This window comes from Dyella sp. 05T440 (assembly GCF_056395965.1).
Genome location: NZ_JBFTKN010000016.1, coordinates 97,069 through 113,264 on the forward strand (window position 1 = coordinate 97,069; position 16,196 = coordinate 113,264).

Consider the following 16,196-nt stretch of genomic DNA (forward strand, 5'->3'; position numbering starts at 1 on the left):
CGTCCGTGTCGACTGCACACGTATATCCGGCCTCTAGTTGCTGCACCGTCAGGCGGTGCCGGGCCACGATGAGCTAGTCGCGCGTCGGCTCCCAATCGCTTTGGCGTGCTTGTCAGCACACGGACCTTTCAGGGGTTTGCCAACGCCGGTTCGACCGGTTCGTCATCACTTCGGGGGCTTCGCAATCGTGAAGGGATTTCCTCGGTGGTTCGCTCAGGCGGCCGCCAGCGCCGGTTGGTAGTTCGTACCATGGCGGAGCATGGCCCAGGCCATGCGCGCCGTCTTGTTAGCCATCGCCACACAGGCCACGTTGGGATGAGATCGCGACGCCAGTCGGGTCACCCATCGACTCAACGGATCGTCGTGTCGCGGTGCAGTTCGCAACATGGCGCGGGCGCCATGGACGAGCAGTGACCGAACGTAGGCGTCGCCGCGCTTGCTAATGCCGAGCAAGCGGTCCTTGCCGCCTGAGCTGCACTGCCGTGGTGTAAGGCCAAGCGAAGCGGCCATCTGTCGACCGTTGGCAAACTGTCTTGCATCGCCAACACAGGCCACCAAGGCCGTGGCGACCACGGGGCCGACGCCGCGCAACTGCTGCAACCGGCGCGCATCAGGATCAGCCTTGGCTGCCTCGTCGATTTGGCCATCCAATTCCACGATGCGCTCCTCTGCTGTTCGTAAATCTCGCCACAGACTTTCAAGCAAGTATCGGAAGCTCGCACTCAGACCGTTGTCGGCATCTTCCAGCCAGCTCGGGATCGCACGACGCAACGAGGACATCTCCTTCGCCGCGACCAGGCCATACTCGGCAACTAGGCCGCGGATCTGGTTGCCTTTGGCCGTGCGCTGCTCCACCAGACTCGCGCGCACGCGGTGCATTGCTTGCAGATCTTGCTGAGCGACGCTCTTCACGCTCACAAAGCGCATGCTCGGGCGACTCATCGCCTCGCAGATTGCCTCCGCATCCTTGGCGTCATTTTTGTTGCTCTTTACATAAGGCTTCACAAATTGGGGCGCGATCAGCCTCACGCGGTATCCCATGGCTAGCAACTGGCGTGCCCAATGATGCGCACCGCCGCACGCCTCCATGCCGATCTCGCAACCCGGCTCGGCCACCTCCTGCACGGCCTTCAGCCAACGATCTCGTGACAGGCGGCGACGCCATATCGGTTGCTCGTGTCGATCAACCCCGTGGACCTGGAAGACCTGCTTGGCCACGTCTACTCCGATGCGCGTAAGCTTCATGGGTGGACTCCTCTTCGCCAGCGACTGGTTCTAATCGCTTCCAGTCTGGCACTCGATGCCGAAGACGGGGAGGAGTCCATCTCATTGCTTCGGGTTGCGACGTCAACCGGTGAAGAATTATTGGGTATTCGTTGGGACCAACGCCATGTTCAGGCCTGACCGGAATCGATGCTCAGCGTGATTGAAATCCTCAGAGGACCTGCGACCGCCAGAGGACGTCCATGGTTCCTTCCTAAGCATCGAGCTTCAAGAGCCAAGTATCAACATCTCTACGTAACGCATCAAGGTGGTGGCCGAGTTTCTCGGTCTTTTCAGGCTCAGAACCCTGCACATTGAATTCGATGATCGCCTGATAGACGTCCAGCGCCAATTTCATGACAGTATCAAATTGAAGTAGCCCTGATTCACTCCAATACCGTCTAACCCACGATCGGTAGACGTACTCTTTTGTCTTCAGTGTGACGTACGATCCGTTGACTTCACCAGCAATGGCGCTCAGGTCATCGACATCCAATTCACCACGAACGTATCGCAGATGAAATAAATCTGTGTAGAACAAAAACGTACTTAGATCGAGTGCGAGCTTCTCGTAGTACTTTGACCGAAGATCGGCTCGATTGATGGCAAATCGAATTCGCCCAATAAGTTTGTCTGAAAAGACGGAAAGGAGAGCGACGATTGCGACAACCAACCAGGTTTCAAGATGCTCAATAAGAATGCCCATTAAGCGCTCCTTGATACTTAACATGACCCGAGTAGACCTTGGCTAGGCAGCCAGTTTTATGACGGCTTCGGGTCGAAAGTAGACGTTACACCCTTAGCTAAACCTTTCATCGTGTCAAACGCAAAGCAAGGGGAGGCATGGACACCCCCCCGAACATATTGCCTCAGTCCCCTTTCGCAGACGAGAAAGTGCGCTCGATCGTGGCATAGAACGAACGCGTTATGGACAAACCCTCACGCCGGGCCGCCTATGGTCGCAGTCGTGAGGCGTATGCCCTCGACACCCCATAGATCATCCAACGCGGAGGAATCGATCATGCACCGACAACTGCATATGGCCGCAGCCATGCTGCTGTGTGTGTTTGCGTTACCTAGCCAGGCCGCCGACTCCGGTACCGATCAGGCGAATGCTTGCTGGCGAAAGGCTTTTCTCGCCAGCGACGCGGATGCCACTGCAGCCTGTTACGCAGCCGACGCCATCATGTGGCCACCAGGCGGGTCGATGGCGACGGGCACCAAGGCCATCCGCGACAGCTATGCAAAGTTCTTCGCCGACAACAAGGTGACGAATGTCGAACTCACGCGACTGGGCGCAAAGACGGTAGGTACTGACTCGGTCGGCTGGGGCACGTACTCGATTACCTATACCCCCAAGGCGGGTGGCACGTCGAAGTCCGAAGCCGGACGTTATACCGAGCTGGCTCGACAAATCGATGGCCGCTGGGTCTATGTTGTCGATCACGCATCCAACGAACCGCCGTCAGCTACCGTTCCAAAACCTTGAGGGAGCGTTGCAGATACGGCATCGAAGAACATCCAATGCGGGAGCAGGTCCACGTTCCTCGGATTCAAAGGACGAATCCGGCAGGACCGATGATGCTCAATCTAGCCCAGCGCTCAACAAACTGTCATCGACAGCATCGATGCTTGCACTTGTCGGCCCAAGCAAGCATTCAATATGAGCACGCACATCTACTGTATAAGCATTCAACTTCGGGCTGGTGATTCCAGTCAAAGTTTCCGCTGTCGAAAGTGGACGTTGGACCTGACCTGACCTACGGCGCGTCCTTCGGCGATGGCCGCCGCTCAAGCACAGTGGTGTGTTGATGGCGAGCTGGCTCACCGAAGCGGGCAATGAGGAAGTCCACGAAACTACGAATTTTCGGGGTTGGCCTTCGGTCGGGAAAGGTCAGGACATGCATCGGCCGAGGCCGGGGAAGGAAATCCGCCAGTAACGGCACGAGGCGCCCCGCGCGGATGTCGTCGCCGAGCAGTATCTCGGGCTGGATGATGATACCAAGCCCGCTCAGCGCGGCCATGCGCAAGGCTTCGCCGCTATTGGCGGTCAGCGCCAGAGTAACTGGGGCGCGGATCGGTCCTTCGGGACCGTGCAGCGTCCACTCCTTCGAAGCGATCGGGTGAGCGAACCCCAGGCAGCTGTGACCGGACAAGTCCGACGGCTGCAGCGGCAGGCCGTGTCGATCCAGGTAGTCCGGCGCGGCGCAGATCAGGGAGCCGTAGGGCCTTAGTGGGCGCGCGATCATGGAAGAATCGCCCAGTTCTCCAATCCGTATCGCGACGTCAATGCCTTCTTCCAGCATGTCGACCGGGCGGTCGCTGACCACGAGATCGATGGAGACCTCGGGGTTCTCGGCGATGTAGTCCCGACAGGCCGGCGCCAGCGCGTGCACGCCGAAGGACACGGGCGTCGCAAGCCTGAGCCGTCCCTGCGGCCGCGCCTTGAGTTGGGCGGCGCTGGCTTCCGCATCGGTGATGTCAGCCAGGATCTGCTTGCAGCGCTCGTAATAGAGACGACCGATCTCCGTGAGGCTGTGCCGGCGCGTGGTGCGATTAATCAGCCGCGTCCCCAGGCGCTGTTCCAGTGCGCGCACATGCACGCCGGCCATGGCTGGCGAGATCCGGAAACGGATAGTCAGTATGTGGGGTATGCCTATCGGTCCGAGATGGGCTTTCAGCCTCACCGGCTTGCCTCTAATGCATTAGGCACGAAACCTCCAATCGAAATCACGCCGATTGACGACATCCGCTTTCCCGACTTTCTTATACAGATCATGGTCAAGCAGCAAGCCCGTGATTGTCAGCTACCGGTGGCTAACCAAGTTGGCATCGGAGGCGAGATCGAATTTGTCGCTCTCAGTGAGCGCTCCATTCGCGTCGAAACCGTCTACCGATTCGATTCATACGAAGCAGAACTTCAGCGTATTGCCGAGAACGCTTGAACCACGAGCTACTCGTCTCACGGTACGGAACTGCGGCTCGCTGACAATGGTCGATGGCAATAGCCAGCAGTTCATATCCCTAATTTCTTCGTTTGTCCCTTTCCGATGGACGGCCCACCTTGATTACGAAGATCAACATTCGCGGCTACCGCAAGTTCAAAGACTTCACGTTGAAGCCCGGCAAGAAACTCAATCTCATCGTTGGATCCAACGAAGCCGGGAAGTCAACGCTACTCGAAGCGGTCGCATTGGCGTTGACTGGTCGTCTGAACGGTAGGGCTGCCGCCGAAGAACTCAACCCGTATTGGTTCAACACAACTCTTGTTGCCGAATACGTGAGGAGCCGGCTTGATGGTGGCCGTCCTTCACTGCCTGAGATTTTGATCGAGCTCTTTCTTGAGGACACGCCGGAGCTTCAGTCGCTGTGCGGAGCCGTGAACTCTGAACTCCCCACGCACGCGTGTCCCGGCGTATCATTTCGCGTACGACCCAATCCGGACTACGCTGTGGAAGTCGCGGAGTGGGAAAAGTCGCCTACGCATCTCTTGCCAGTCGTGTTCTGAACCGCAAAGTCTGTGCGGTTTTGTGAGCCAAAGTTTGTGCGCATGGGTATCTACTGGCACAAACTTTGGCTCAGATGTGAGCACATAGTCTGTATTTATGTTTAAAATCAAATACGTAGAGTGGCATCGCCTAGGCCGGCGCGAGCCGAAAGGGGACCAAAGTTTGTGCAGCGCGTCCGCGGCCCGCCCGTCCGTCAGTCGTAACTCAAGCCGAGCGCACAACTCGCTTCGGTGGCCTTCCATCCTCCGAGGACCTCGACAAGCAGGCCAGCCGCAGTAACGGCGGCGAGATCCTCTGTCGGGACTATCGGATTTCCCAACCGCTCCGCCGCCCTGTCGGCAAAAAGGCGAAGAGCTCTCTTTGCACTATCGGTTAGCTGGTGAGTAATCATGCGTCAAATCCTCATCCAGACGGTTGAATAGATGGCTGTCACAGCGACGCGGATCTACTTCGGGCGCGTTGTTCGCCGTCCGTCCAACCACGCCACAGCCTCGCGCACCTCTTGCTCGACACGCGGCGGGATTTCAGAGCGCGGAGAACCTGTGTCCGGACAGACTCCCGTTACTTCGCGACTAATGCAGCCGTTACGCATGATGCGTGCGCGCCAGCTCACACCATCTGGGATATCAGTGATGGAAACAAGGCAATCCGCACCATCAAACGTGACTCGGAACTGCGACATGACGACGTCCCCTTTTGCGTGCCAACATTCCACGTCGGCGGAGAGCTTCGCGCGGAGGCGTAGGCCAGTCAAGGCGTCACCGAAGGGCTCACACAAACCTGAGATAGCTGGGGGAATGGCCATCTCTCGAAACGTACAGCCCGCCGGTCGAGGTCTTTGTGGAAGGGTTGCCGACGGAGCAGGATTGCCGGCGAAACGCCGGGATGACTGCATGTCAGTCACCATTGTGTTTTGGCTATAGGGTTGCCTCCCGGACCGAGTGACCAGTGAGGAGTTAGTGGCGTCAGCTCCCGGCTTAGAGGAGACATTCCTGCACCACTGCAGCAAAGTCCGATGCATGGAAGCTTCACGCCGGCTTGGGCATCGTGGGCCATAACGATTAGGCATCGGCGAAGACGTGGGAAGATGGATGCGGTGGCGCATTTGCACCGGTTATCTGCGTGCTGACGGTGCCCAACTCCACCAATGATCGCGGGACCAGTGAACTTATGCGGCATGGTGCGTTTGGGCATGGCCTGGGGCAGATGTTCAAGCAACGAAATCCGCCTGCGCTCCTTTCCAGCGTCGCGGGTGGTCCGGTTCTGGCTGCGACCGAAGTATGGTTCGACGGCCCCGGCTACGAAAAAGCTCGCGCGGATGATCTCCACGCGAGCCTTTCTAATAGAAAGCAAACCGGAGGCTATGCCAGGACTATCCTTCCCCAAGCCCCACGTTCACTTCAACGCGGCGGTTCTTAGCTTGGTTTGCAGGGGTGTCGTTGGGCACGAGTGGGTTGTTGGGCCCGTACCAGAACAGCACCATTCTGCTATCGCCGATGCTGTGCTTTTCCTTCAGGTAGCGCGCGACCATCTCGGCGCGGCCGCGAGACAGGCCCTCGTTGTGATCCCTGGTCCCAACATTGTCGGTATACCCGGCGATCACGACGTATGACTTGGGCCTGTCGTTCATGAACTGCGCCAGCTTATCCAGCTCAGCCTTGTCCTTGGCCGCAAGCTCGGTTTCATTAAAGGCGAAATTGATGTTGTCGACCTTGGCACCGACGATCTTGGTATCGGTGGTCGTGACGACATGTTCGGTAGCCTTCACATCGAACAGTGCTCCGCTCATGAAGTTGGGCTGGTTGAAGAAGCTGGCCAGCGGGATGACCCGCGAGCAGGCGTTGAGGCTGGCGACATCCTGCGTGAGAGTGGCTTCCCTTGACGGCCTAGCGCTGCTTATCACGTAGAAGCAGACGTCGTATTCCTTGGCCAGCCTCCTGGCGGTGTCGGCGGGGTTATCGCCGGTGTAGTCACCATCCCAGAATACAAACACTGCGGTTCTGCCCTTTAATGGCTTGAGGACACCCTCGAGTTTCTTCAGGCCTGTGTTGAGGGGCGTGATGCCACGGCCGCGATCCGGAATTTTGTTCAACGCCGCATCAACCTTCTCGCGGTTGTACAGCTGCACGGGATAAAGCTCCTGCCAGTCGGTATAGATGTAGATGCCCATCTCGTAGCCAAGATCAGGAAGGTAGGCATTCCTGCTCTTGAGCTCGTTTTTCATGACCTGGACCACCGGCTTGTCCGTATCGCCGAAGTCGCTGTTAGTTGATGACGATGTGTCGAGCAAGAAAATCGCGTTGTCGGCAACCTTAACCAGTTGGTTCGTCTTGACCACGTTATTGATGATGTCCTGCTTGGTGATGATTTCGACGGCCCCTAGGGGCCACACCATGACGCTGATTACAAGCCCCATTATCAGGCCATTCCAGATTCTCGATTGGTGCTTCATGTCCGCTCCCAACATGCGGGCCCACGCCCGCTTAGCCCCGAATCTTGAGCGTAAGTTCCTTGTCCTGATGTGAAGCCGGGACCTTGGCGTGCGCGAAAATCTCGATGCGATCCGGTGCGTACGCATTCGAAGCCGCGGCGGTGTCAGCAGAAATACGCAGGCGACGCTAGGTAGATTTCCAAACGTACGCTTCGTTCCTTGAGTGGCGTGTTCGGCCCCTGCACTTACGAAGGCTGCTATACATCAACTCGTATTTCGCGGTGCCGCGCCCACCAATCTGGCGAGGCGAGAGATTCAGAGGGCAAGGTGGCCACGAATTGCTGGAGGCCTCGCACATTGGAATCTTGGATTGCGGACTTCGATCAGGTTGAAATAGGCTCCGGCAAGGCTGAACACCTCGTCGCCGCTCAACAGAGGACAAACACCACGAAGGAGCGCTAGATCATTAGGTAGTCTTAAAACAACTTCTGCGGGACAAACCGGGGCCGCTACTGCTAAGCGCAATCGGCAGCGGATCGAAAGGGCCCCCCGGCACCTTCGTGGTCACCGGTTGAAGTCACGGGCGATAGCGGACCTTCACTGCTTTGGCGAGAGTAAGGGTGCAATGCGACTCTGCACCAAGGCATGGATGAACGCGCTATCGAGGACTTCAACGTGCGAGGCCTCTAGTAGTTCGCCGCCAATTTCCCCCTGAAATTTCCCGTCTCGCCATAGCACTGCGCGCCATACTGCAGAAGTTTTGGTTGTGGTGTACGAGCCTTCGTAGGTGTAGGGGCCGAACACGCCACGTAGAATCGTCATTGGTGACCTCTTCAGACTGAGCTGAGGGATTGATTCTTCGTCAACGGCGTGACCTGTCACGCTATCTCAAACTAACAACCACCCTGATCCTCCGCCGTGGCAAATGACGTGTCTATACGTCAATCAGTCCGTCTTTCGGTGTAGGTGCGCACACGACTTACACTCCCGGCGACCTGTCGTCGCCGCTCGCACGGCGTCCGCGAGCTGCTTAGGTTAACGTGCTATGGGTATCGACGATTGCCGCTTCGGATCCACTGCCGACACTACCGATAGTACAAACCTCCTCCTGGGAAGTCAGCGCAGCTTCCGATCAGTTTCTGGAGTCCCTGGTGCTGACCGATAAATAGACACCGTACTTTTACCCAAGCCAGCGACCACAGATCGTGGTTTGATAATGGGACAGACGATGACGCCCCAAACGCACTTCACCCCAGCGAGAGCGTCGTCCGATGGGGAACGGGCGGTGCAGAGGCGCCGCCCTGTTCTTTAGCCCTCTTGCGACCGAAAGGTTATGTGAGGAGCCGCATGATGGCGTTGGAGCAAACTGGTCAGAATGGCGGACTTGTCAGACAGGCATTAATGTAGGCGGCGCCGGATTTCGCTCGCAATTTCATTGTGGCTAACTACGTATTTACCCTTAAGCAATTGCTGGATATATAGTGTTGTATTGCGCATTCACGCTCGTTGAACGTGAATAGTTCTATTTACGCAGAACGACATCAACGCAAAGATTTATGGCGTGACGGTGCTTGGGGATATTGCGTTTTCGGTCGTTATCTCGAGCGAATCGCGGCGCCTGTCCTTGCCGTTGGGACTCCTTGATCCGGAAAGGCCCACATCATGTTTGGCAGGACCGCCATGACTTCTAACGTCGTGCAACGAGTCGCGCTGGTGGCGATGATGGTGCCGAGCGTCTTCCTCATCCCCAACCACCGCCCAGAAGTCAAGGGTAGCTTCTGATTAGGAAACGCCGGTTGTGCCGGCAGAGGCGGCATTCTTTCTTTGGACCGATACCACATGTCCCTGCTTTCCTGTGGATATGGGCTTGAGGTCGATCCAAAAGAGCAATCCAACTTCATGCTTAAACACGCACGCGAGTGGACAACCTAGCGAGCATGGTCCGAGTTCAGCGTTGAAGTCGCAGTCCCGCAGGGATAGCTAAAACTCCGTCGAAGCAGGTGTCAACTCATGTACCTCAAGTCAATGTACGAGAGGGCCCTGTCCCGCGGGGCGCTCGATGTCTTGATCCGCGCTGGGCTGATCGCTGTGCTCCTGATCTTTTGCTTTGAGATCTTCAGCCCCTTCCTCCATCTCATGCTCTGGTCGCTGATCCTTGCCATCACCCTCTATCCGCTGCAGCGCAGGCTGAGGACTCGACTAGGCAATCGTGATGGCCGCACCGCGACTCTGATCATCTTTGTGGCGATCGTCATCCTGATGGTGCCGGTCTATTTATTAGGGACGTCGATGACCGAGTCGGTCGAAAAGGCGCTTGATGTGGTCAAGGAAGGCAAGGTCCGGGTCCCCTCGCCGTCCGAGTCAGTGGCTAGCTGGCCGCTAATTGGGAAGCGGCTGTATGGCTTTTGGCTACAAGCCGCCACCGACTTGACTGGCTTGGCACAGAAGCTTGCGCCGCAGCTCAAGGAGTTCAGCCTTGGTTTGTTGGGCAAGCTTGCGAATGCCGGCTTGGGCTTTCTGATGTTCATTGCTGCACTGATCATCGCGGGCATACTCATGGCTTACGGTGAAGGCGGACATCGCAGCGCTGTGAAAATAGCCTCACGTATCTTTAGCCCGGGGCGCGGGCCGCAGATCACCCGCTTGTGCACCGCAACCATTCGGGCGGTGGCACAGGGTGTGATCGGCATTGCCTTCATTCAAATGCTGCTGGTCGGCGTTGGCTTTGTGCTCATCGGTCTTCCTGGCGCCGGCCTCCTGGCCCTCGCTGTCCTATTGCTAGGCATCATGCAGCTCCCGGCCACCCTGATCACAGTACCGGCCATCGCTTACGTGTTCGCGACTGAAGGTGCCAGCGTGGGTACCATCATCTTCGCGGTCTATGTGTTCGTCGCCGGCTTGGCCGACAACGTGCTCAAGCCCCTGTTGCTTGGTCGCGGTGTGGATGTGCCGATGCCGGTCGTGCTGATTGGTGCGCTGGGCGGCATGGTCATGGGCGGCATCATCGGCCTGTTTATCGGTCCCGTGGCGCTTGCCGTTGGTTACCAGTTGTTCTGGCAGTGGGTAGAGGATCAGCCGCAGGGTGACGAATCAGAGGTGCCGAAGCAGGTCTGACCCAGCCGGGCATGCCTCGTACCATCGTCTGTCACTGTCGTCACACGGAGGATGTCGCCTGTGTTGCTCAATCTTCTGGTCGGCCTACCGGTAATGTTGATTTGCCTGCTGCTGCAGGCATTCTTCCTCAACATAAGCCTGCGTAAGTATGCCCGGTTCAAGCATGCCCATCGGGATCACCAAGCGGCAAGCGTCAATGTATTGCTGCTTTACACGGTCTTGCTGTTGCTGACGCTTGCCTATTTCACTCAGATGAGCATCTGGGCTGGGCTGTTCATGCTACTTGGCGAATTCGCTGATTTCCCCACTGCGCTGTACCACTCGGGAGTCAACTACGTCACGTTGGGTTATGGCGATATCGTCATGACCAAGGGCTGGCGCCTGCTCGGCCCAATTGAGGCGGCCAACGGCATCCTGATGTTTGGCTTATCCACGGCCGTGATGACCGCTGCGGTGCTCGATATCATTAAGAAAAGCACGGCTGCTTCCGATCCATAGCGGAGCTGAGAAAAGAGGGCTGATGGAGTTGCAAGAATGAGCGAACAAGGGATCATCTTCTTCATCTTTCTCGTGCTGTTCATCGGCATGCTTCAGGGGCTCAAGTCCGGCAGCGTAGTTCTTCTGGTGCACACCTATAGGAGGTCAGAAGACCCCGGGTTTTATTGGGTGGGCATTGCGGTGGCGGGCGCGAGCTCCGTAGCGCTACTCACAGTGTTGATTTTTGGCTAGTTCTGCTTGCGTCGTGTATGCACGCTGTTACTAGTAGGGGATGTGTCTGGTTCCGACCCAGGATGGACCTGCGCGTTATGGCTTTTTGTACGCAATCCAGGATGTGTAGAGGGCGAACCAGGACCTCGCCATAGGGGCACGTACGAGCGCGCGAATGTCAGTCCAACCAACGGATGGAACGAGTGACAGGCCGATAACGTCTGCCTGCAGATCGAGAAATAGACTAACGATCAATCTTCTTGAGGCGCTCCTGCAATATCCGTCCGGCGAGCTCCCGGCGAGCGTCACCATTGACCAAGTCGAAGAGGGCCCCAATCGGCAGCTCGCGCCGTGTTGGAGAATAAAAGGGAGTAGCTCACCTTTTGTCTCGGTGGCGCGAGGTCCGTGGAAACGGGCCCCCATATACAAAATCTGAAGGCGGACGATAGCATCACTGTTACGGGCGAGCGCACTAGCCTTGATTCTGAGAAAGAGGAGCGCACAGCCCTCTCCTTTTTGCCGCAGTGGCTGAAGCGGTTGGAGCTGGGGGCTCACGATGTTCGCGTACGGTGGTTGATAGAACGCGCGGGGATCTGTCCATCATTGTTAGCTGAGCGACCAGACTGTGACATGACGACTTTCCTCTAGTGCGTGACCATCTGCCTTCTCCGGTGAAATTCGCGGGAGAGGAGTAGGCCAGTTAAGATGTCACAGAGCGGCTGCCACGATACTTGCGATGTCTTTTGCCATGCTTACGGCAATGGCTTGGCTGGCCACCAATTCCGTATCGCCGAAACGTATAGGGTCGTCCCAGGGAGAGCGTGGCAGTCTGTAGATGATCCACGCACCTACCCAGCCGTCGCCATCCGGCATCAACATCTGATCGGCATAGATCCGTACCAAGTAATTGCGCACGGTAAATTCCTGGGCCGAGGCGTTGGACATGCGTGAGCGTCCGTCCTGTTGAATGCCAAATGTTTGCGCTGCGCTTCAGGAGCAGCCTGCAACGATGGCGAAGTCAGCTTCACGATGGCCTTGTCCGTTTCAGACGACTCGGTCATATCGGTATCGCCGTAGGGGATTATTCTCTGCGAGGTCTCGCAGGTCTTCCATCAGCTGGTTGCGTTGGGCTTCGAGCCGTCAGCGCTCCTCACCGTTCTCCTTGAGGCAATGGGCGCAGGGGATAGAAATGAAACGCAACGGAGCATGCTGAATAGCCGGTCCAATACTCGCCACAGGCAAGCGTGGTCTTTTGCACTCGCTGGTCATGCCGCAATTTTGAACGGGGCGGTAAGGTCTCCAGTCGATAGGCTAAGAGGCGTCGGTGCATGAAGATGGCTCCTGCATGGCCCTAGATCACGCAGCGCCGCCAACGGCCCGCTCATGCCGGCAGGCCCGGCGCCCATAGCCGCGACATCCAAGGCTCTTTCAGCCATTTGCCGGAATCCCCTAGCGATCAGAAACGCCACGTGTAGCTGAAGCTTGGGCCGCTTAGCTGTACTTTGCGCAGGAATTTCTCATCGGCACTTTCGTGATACTCGACGTCGCGGTAGCTAAGCGCCAGGTCGCCCCAGTGGAAGGCGTAGCCCACGCCGACGTTCAACTGATACGTATTGTCCGAATCGCCCGCGCCTACGTCGACGTAGTAAGGGAAATACCAGCCACTGTTGTCGAAGGGGGTCCAACGACCACGTATGCCGACGATGGCATCGGTCACGTGGGTTTGATTGTCGAGGTGGCCGCTGTTCTGGATGTCCAGCCGATTGCCGTTACCAGTCGCACTGAAATTCCAGTCGAGGTTGCCTTTCAACCACAGATAGCGCCCACCGAACAGCAGATCAGCATAGCCCTGATCACCGTGAGCCAAAGTGTAGAGGCCGGCAAAATTCACCATGCCGCCCTTGATGCCCCAGCGCGTGTCGAGGTTGGCGTTGCCACCGATGCGCTCGTTGCCGATGGATGTGAAACGTCCCTTCTCATCGCTAAACTTCACCCAGTCGATGTCACCGTACATGCCCCAGTCTCCTTTTCGGAGTTCGCCCTCGAGCATGAACGCGCCGCTGWGCGTGCTGAACAGGTCGTTGTCCGATTTGGTACTAACGCTGGGGCCGTTGTTGGGTAGCTGGAAGCGGGTCTCGCCAGACACGCCAGGCAGCCATCCATACGGCGTAATACTGCCGTGCCAGTTCCCGTCCCATGGATCGGGAGTATCGGCGTGTGCCGGCCATGCGAGCAGGGTCGCCGTGATGATTAGCCCGAGTGCGGGAACATGGCGTGCGATGCGGGAAACCAGGGGGCTGATCATAATCCACCTGCGATGGGTGATATTCCCTGACATAGTGAAGCGATTCCTCTGTCACGCCCACTGCATTAATACGTAGGGAGGTCTTAGTAAATCTACGGGACGAGGAGCTACAAATGGCGGCTAAGAGACGTACTGCGGTGATCGTGTTCGTTGTAGTTCTGGTTGCCCCGGCATTGGCTTACTACTTCGCCTGGCGGATGGAGATGCCTCGTTGGTAGCTAACCATGATCGCTTGCGTCGGAGGGCATACAGCTGGCTATCTTCGACGTCGAATATCAAGGCGGCGAGCCAGTGGCGACGTCGAGCTCGATCAAAATATCCGCTCCCGACCCGAAGGTGAACTAAAGACGACGACTAGTACGCCTCGATTCTGCGCCATATTCACAGTCGCTCTCCGTATGTTTTCCATTTAAGCTGCGACGAATGTGGTTATGTGCAGAAAGCGGGCATGAGTGGCAACTAAAATCCTACCGACCACAGTCAACTTTAATATCGCTAAGTTCTGGACCTATCAGTGTCGGAAAAGTGCTTGGACATCATCAGGAATCTGGCCTGCAGCCGCACAAACGCATCCGTGATGTCGGGATCAAAGTCGATAGATCGCCTACCCACAATGAACGCCACAACCTGGTCATGCGGCATGGGGGCTTTGTAGCTGCGCCGCGTGACAAGCGCGTCGTAGACATCGGCAACGGCCATGATGCGAGCTGACAGAGGGATGTCGTCACCCATCCTACCCTCGGGATAGCCGTGACCATCCCATCGTTCGTGATGGCTATAGGTAAGCTCCTTGACCACGCCGAGAAACGGCACGCTGATGCCCAGTTGATCCTCCGCCTTTTGAATGGCGTCACGTCCCAGTGTGGTGTGAGTCTTCATGAGTTCACGCTCGTCCGAGGCGAGCGGACCGGCTTTGAGGAGAACAGCATCGGGTATCCCAATCTTGCCGATGTCGTGCAGTGGGGCCGCGTTGAAGAGAAGTTCACGCTCTTCCAGGCCTAGATCGTTCGCGAACTTTGGGTCAGACGCTAAATCGTCCACTAACGCCATCACATAGTGTTGAGTGCGTCGGGCGTGCTCTTCCGTTTCAAAATCTCGAATCTCCGCGAGAGAGGCCAGGGCGAGAAAAGCGACCTCCTTGAGGAGATTGATCTCTTTTGAATGTCGGTCGACTTCTTCCTCAAGGAAGACCCTTCTGTCTTTGATAAAGGCCGCAGCGGATTTGAGGCGGAGTTGGTGAGCGATGCGAATCAGAAGGGAAGCCGGCTCGATTGGCTTGAAAAAGTAATCATTGATGTCCAGCGCAGCGGTCAAAGGCGCGATTGCCGTTCCTGCTTGTTCGTGTAAGACAATGATCGGAATGTCGCGTGTTTCCGAACGACCCTTCAGCTGTCGGCAGAACTGGGTGGCCGCTTCTTCCGAAGGATTCTCATCAATCAGAATCAGATCCGGTAGATCGCGAGATCCTAAATACATCCACGCCTCTCGTGCCGTGCTTGCAGACACCACCACGTACAGCGGGGTCAGTACCGCGGCCAATGCAGATCGCTCTTGATGTGAGTCGATCACGATGAGCACAGATGGCCGATAGATGGCCTCGGGGATATCCATGAGGACGCTCCAGACTACCTCGTCGAAGTGTATGCCTTGGCGCACTCCCTTTGAATCCCAAGAGGGCGTGCGATGGTTACGCGAAGCCGATATCGCCGGTAGGTCAAGCCGGGAGAGATTTTCGAAGTGAAGAATTACGGCATGACGCTGCGTAGTTCTACGAGCTTCTTATGGCTCCCTGATGAGTTCCATGAGATTAGCTAACGTCTGCATTCGACTCGGAGTGAACCTATCGCAGTCGAGCTAGAGGGTCATTGCGTCAATGATCGTGTAAGCAGTTCGAAAGGCTTCAGGTGCAATGCCGTTTTGCATGAACGCGATGCGGCATTTGGCATGAGCTTAACGAGAGACCAGCTATCCGAGCGGTTTGATCAGCTCGATGCCGAGCTAATCAAGATGAAAGCGGAAGGGCGGCCCGAAGAGGCCTTGTGGGAGGCATTCGAGCGCCTGGTCCAAGTGCCATCCTCGGCAGTGAATCATCGGGATCGTGTTTGGTGGTGGGAGCAGCTTTACGCGATGATGGATCGCCACGGCCTGACCGAGCTCAGTCGAGGACATCTACAGCGCGGGTTTCCCTGAGCGCACGCACTTGCGAAGAGCACGACCTGTGCCAATTTGGCCATCCAAGGAGGCCGATGTTCCTGGAAATCGCAGCCAACGGCGCGGCGGCTGTCGCCGTGCTGTTCTGGCGCGTCGTGGCACCATCGATAGCATTCGGCCGCGATCCACTCGGACGCGAGTAGCTTCAGGTAGTTCCAACTTTGAACGACAATCCCTGCGCATCACTCGAGTCGCGATCGTTTCGTCCCCGCGGCGGAAGGTAGCGCGCCAGCTGGTTTCCTCACCTTTGATCAGATAACTCGCGGTGTATTGGATTCCTCGGTGGACGCCGCCAAAATCAAGCACGACCCGCCCCAATGACTGACCCGGTCTTTTGACCATCGCGAAGGTCGGGGGCGCACGCGGTGAAGAGAATTTCACTATTGGCCTGGCGGCCGGTTTGCGTCTGCGGGCCGAGTACATCGCGATACTGCTGAAGCTGTGCCTCGGTTGGCCGACGAGGATTTTCGAAAGTGCTGAGCGCGTGCTGCGACTGATCAGTCGACAAGGCGCATGTCCACGGCCGTCTTCATGTTGTCGTAGATGCCGCGGTGGGGCACGCCACCAAACACCGCAAAGGCGTGTTGGTGCGCGTCGAAGAGCATCTCGTGGGTCTGCAGCGGATAGGCGCGCAGCAGGAAGGCGCGGCTATGGC

General features: G+C 57.2%; 14 protein-coding genes. 7 read left to right on the forward strand and 7 right to left on the reverse strand.

The window, feature by feature from the left end:
* Positions 1-213 precede the first annotated feature (213 nt).
* Positions 214-1,245: an IS110 family RNA-guided transposase gene (locus AC1DE1_RS18235; RefSeq protein WP_477179244.1), complete on the reverse strand. Its 1,032-nt coding sequence runs from the start codon at positions 1,243-1,245 to the stop codon at positions 214-216.
* A gap of 232 nt (positions 1,246-1,477) precedes the next feature.
* Positions 1,478-1,969 (reverse strand): hypothetical protein, encoded by a 492-nt coding sequence (locus AC1DE1_RS18240; RefSeq protein ID WP_477179245.1) that lies wholly within the window; start codon positions 1,967-1,969, stop codon positions 1,478-1,480.
* 315 nt (positions 1,970-2,284) lie between these two features.
* Between AC1DE1_RS18240 and AC1DE1_RS18245 the strand changes: the two genes are divergently transcribed.
* A complete protein-coding gene (locus AC1DE1_RS18245) occupies positions 2,285-2,752 on the forward strand; it encodes a YybH family protein (RefSeq protein ID WP_477179246.1) in 468 nt (155 codons plus the stop codon).
* A 271-nt stretch (positions 2,753-3,023) separates the two neighbouring features.
* Here the strand turns inward: AC1DE1_RS18245 and AC1DE1_RS18250 are convergent, their stop codons facing one another.
* Positions 3,024-3,875: a LysR substrate-binding domain-containing protein gene (locus AC1DE1_RS18250; protein WP_477179247.1), complete on the reverse strand. Its 852-nt coding sequence runs from the start codon at positions 3,873-3,875 to the stop codon at positions 3,024-3,026.
* On the opposite strand from AC1DE1_RS18250, the gene AC1DE1_RS18255 reads away from it, so the two are divergent.
* Both AC1DE1_RS18255 and AC1DE1_RS18260 read left to right on the forward strand, forming a co-directional pair.
* Positions 3,861-4,208 carry a hypothetical protein gene (locus AC1DE1_RS18255; RefSeq protein WP_477179248.1) on the forward strand — a complete coding sequence of 116 codons (348 nt, stop codon included), beginning with the start codon at positions 3,861-3,863 and terminating at the stop codon, positions 4,206-4,208. The genes AC1DE1_RS18250 and AC1DE1_RS18255 overlap by 15 nt on opposite strands.
* Positions 4,209-4,327: 119 nt before the next feature.
* The gene (locus tag AC1DE1_RS18260; RefSeq protein ID WP_477178535.1) at positions 4,328-4,771 is read left to right on the forward strand and encodes an ATP-binding protein; all 444 of its coding nucleotides are present in this window, start codon (positions 4,328-4,330) and stop codon (positions 4,769-4,771) included.
* Positions 4,772-6,144: 1,373 nt separating this feature from the next.
* On the opposite strand, the gene AC1DE1_RS18265 is transcribed toward AC1DE1_RS18260, so the two are convergent.
* Complete coding sequence (locus AC1DE1_RS18265) at positions 6,145-7,224, reverse strand: OmpA family protein (RefSeq protein WP_441601744.1); 1,080 nt, start codon at positions 7,222-7,224, stop codon at positions 6,145-6,147.
* 1,989 nt (positions 7,225-9,213) lie between these two features.
* Here AC1DE1_RS18265 and AC1DE1_RS18270 point away from each other — a divergent pair.
* The 3 genes from AC1DE1_RS18270 to AC1DE1_RS18280 are packed head-to-tail and all read left to right on the forward strand — an operon-like array spanning position 9,214 to position 11,046.
* On the forward strand, positions 9,214-10,317 hold the full coding sequence (locus AC1DE1_RS18270; protein WP_477179249.1) for an AI-2E family transporter: 1,104 nt from the start codon (positions 9,214-9,216) through the stop codon (positions 10,315-10,317).
* 60 nt (positions 10,318-10,377) lie between these two features.
* Positions 10,378-10,815, forward strand: coding sequence for an ion channel (locus tag AC1DE1_RS18275; RefSeq protein WP_441601742.1), 438 nt, complete (start codon positions 10,378-10,380; stop codon positions 10,813-10,815).
* Positions 10,816-10,851: 36 nt separating this feature from the next.
* Positions 10,852-11,046 (forward strand): hypothetical protein, encoded by a 195-nt coding sequence (locus tag AC1DE1_RS18280; protein ID WP_441601741.1) that lies wholly within the window; start codon positions 10,852-10,854, stop codon positions 11,044-11,046.
* A 687-nt stretch (positions 11,047-11,733) separates the two neighbouring features.
* On the opposite strand, the gene AC1DE1_RS18285 is transcribed toward AC1DE1_RS18280, so the two are convergent.
* The 3 genes from AC1DE1_RS18285 to AC1DE1_RS18295 all read right to left on the reverse strand — a co-directional run bounded on the left by AC1DE1_RS18285 (position 11,734) and on the right by AC1DE1_RS18295 (position 14,941).
* Complete coding sequence (locus AC1DE1_RS18285; RefSeq protein WP_441601740.1) at positions 11,734-11,970, reverse strand: hypothetical protein; 237 nt, start codon at positions 11,968-11,970, stop codon at positions 11,734-11,736.
* Between the two features lie 511 nt (positions 11,971-12,481).
* A complete protein-coding gene (locus tag AC1DE1_RS18290; protein ID WP_477179250.1) occupies positions 12,482-13,330 on the reverse strand; it encodes a hypothetical protein in 849 nt (282 codons plus the stop codon).
* Positions 13,331-13,825: 495 nt separating this feature from the next.
* Positions 13,826-14,941, reverse strand: a complete 1,116-nt coding sequence (locus tag AC1DE1_RS18295; protein ID WP_441611140.1) for an HD domain-containing phosphohydrolase — start codon at positions 14,939-14,941, stop codon at positions 13,826-13,828.
* A 306-nt stretch (positions 14,942-15,247) separates the two neighbouring features.
* On the opposite strand from AC1DE1_RS18295, the gene AC1DE1_RS18300 reads away from it, so the two are divergent.
* Complete coding sequence (locus tag AC1DE1_RS18300; protein WP_477176485.1) at positions 15,248-15,520, forward strand: hypothetical protein; 273 nt, start codon at positions 15,248-15,250, stop codon at positions 15,518-15,520.
* Positions 15,521-16,196: the final 676 nt, after the last annotated feature.

Bases quoted from the DNA above. Each gene is read 5' to 3' on its own strand.
- AC1DE1_RS18285 (WP_441601740.1), bottom strand. From the start codon at position 11,970: ATGTCCAACGCCTCGGCCCAGGAATTTACCGTGCGCAATTACTTGGTA.
- AC1DE1_RS18270 (WP_477179249.1), top strand. From the start codon at position 9,214: ATGTACCTCAAGTCAATGTACGAGAGGGCCCTGTCCCGCGGGGCGCTC.
- AC1DE1_RS18245 (WP_477179246.1), top strand. From the start codon at position 2,285: ATGCACCGACAACTGCATATGGCCGCAGCCATGCTGCTGTGTGTGTTT.
- AC1DE1_RS18295 (WP_441611140.1), bottom strand. From the start codon at position 14,941: ATGGATATCCCCGAGGCCATCTATCGGCCATCTGTGCTCATCGTGATC.
- AC1DE1_RS18250 (WP_477179247.1), bottom strand. From the start codon at position 3,875: ATGGCCGGCGTGCATGTGCGCGCACTGGAACAGCGCCTGGGGACGCGG.
- AC1DE1_RS18240 (WP_477179245.1), bottom strand. From the start codon at position 1,969: ATGGGCATTCTTATTGAGCATCTTGAAACCTGGTTGGTTGTCGCAATC.
- AC1DE1_RS18280 (WP_441601741.1), top strand. From the start codon at position 10,852: ATGAGCGAACAAGGGATCATCTTCTTCATCTTTCTCGTGCTGTTCATC.
- AC1DE1_RS18235 (WP_477179244.1), bottom strand. From the start codon at position 1,245: ATGAAGCTTACGCGCATCGGAGTAGACGTGGCCAAGCAGGTCTTCCAG.
- AC1DE1_RS18265 (WP_441601744.1), bottom strand. From the start codon at position 7,224: ATGAAGCACCAATCGAGAATCTGGAATGGCCTGATAATGGGGCTTGTA.
- AC1DE1_RS18255 (WP_477179248.1), top strand. From the start codon at position 3,861: ATGCACGCCGGCCATGGCTGGCGAGATCCGGAAACGGATAGTCAGTAT.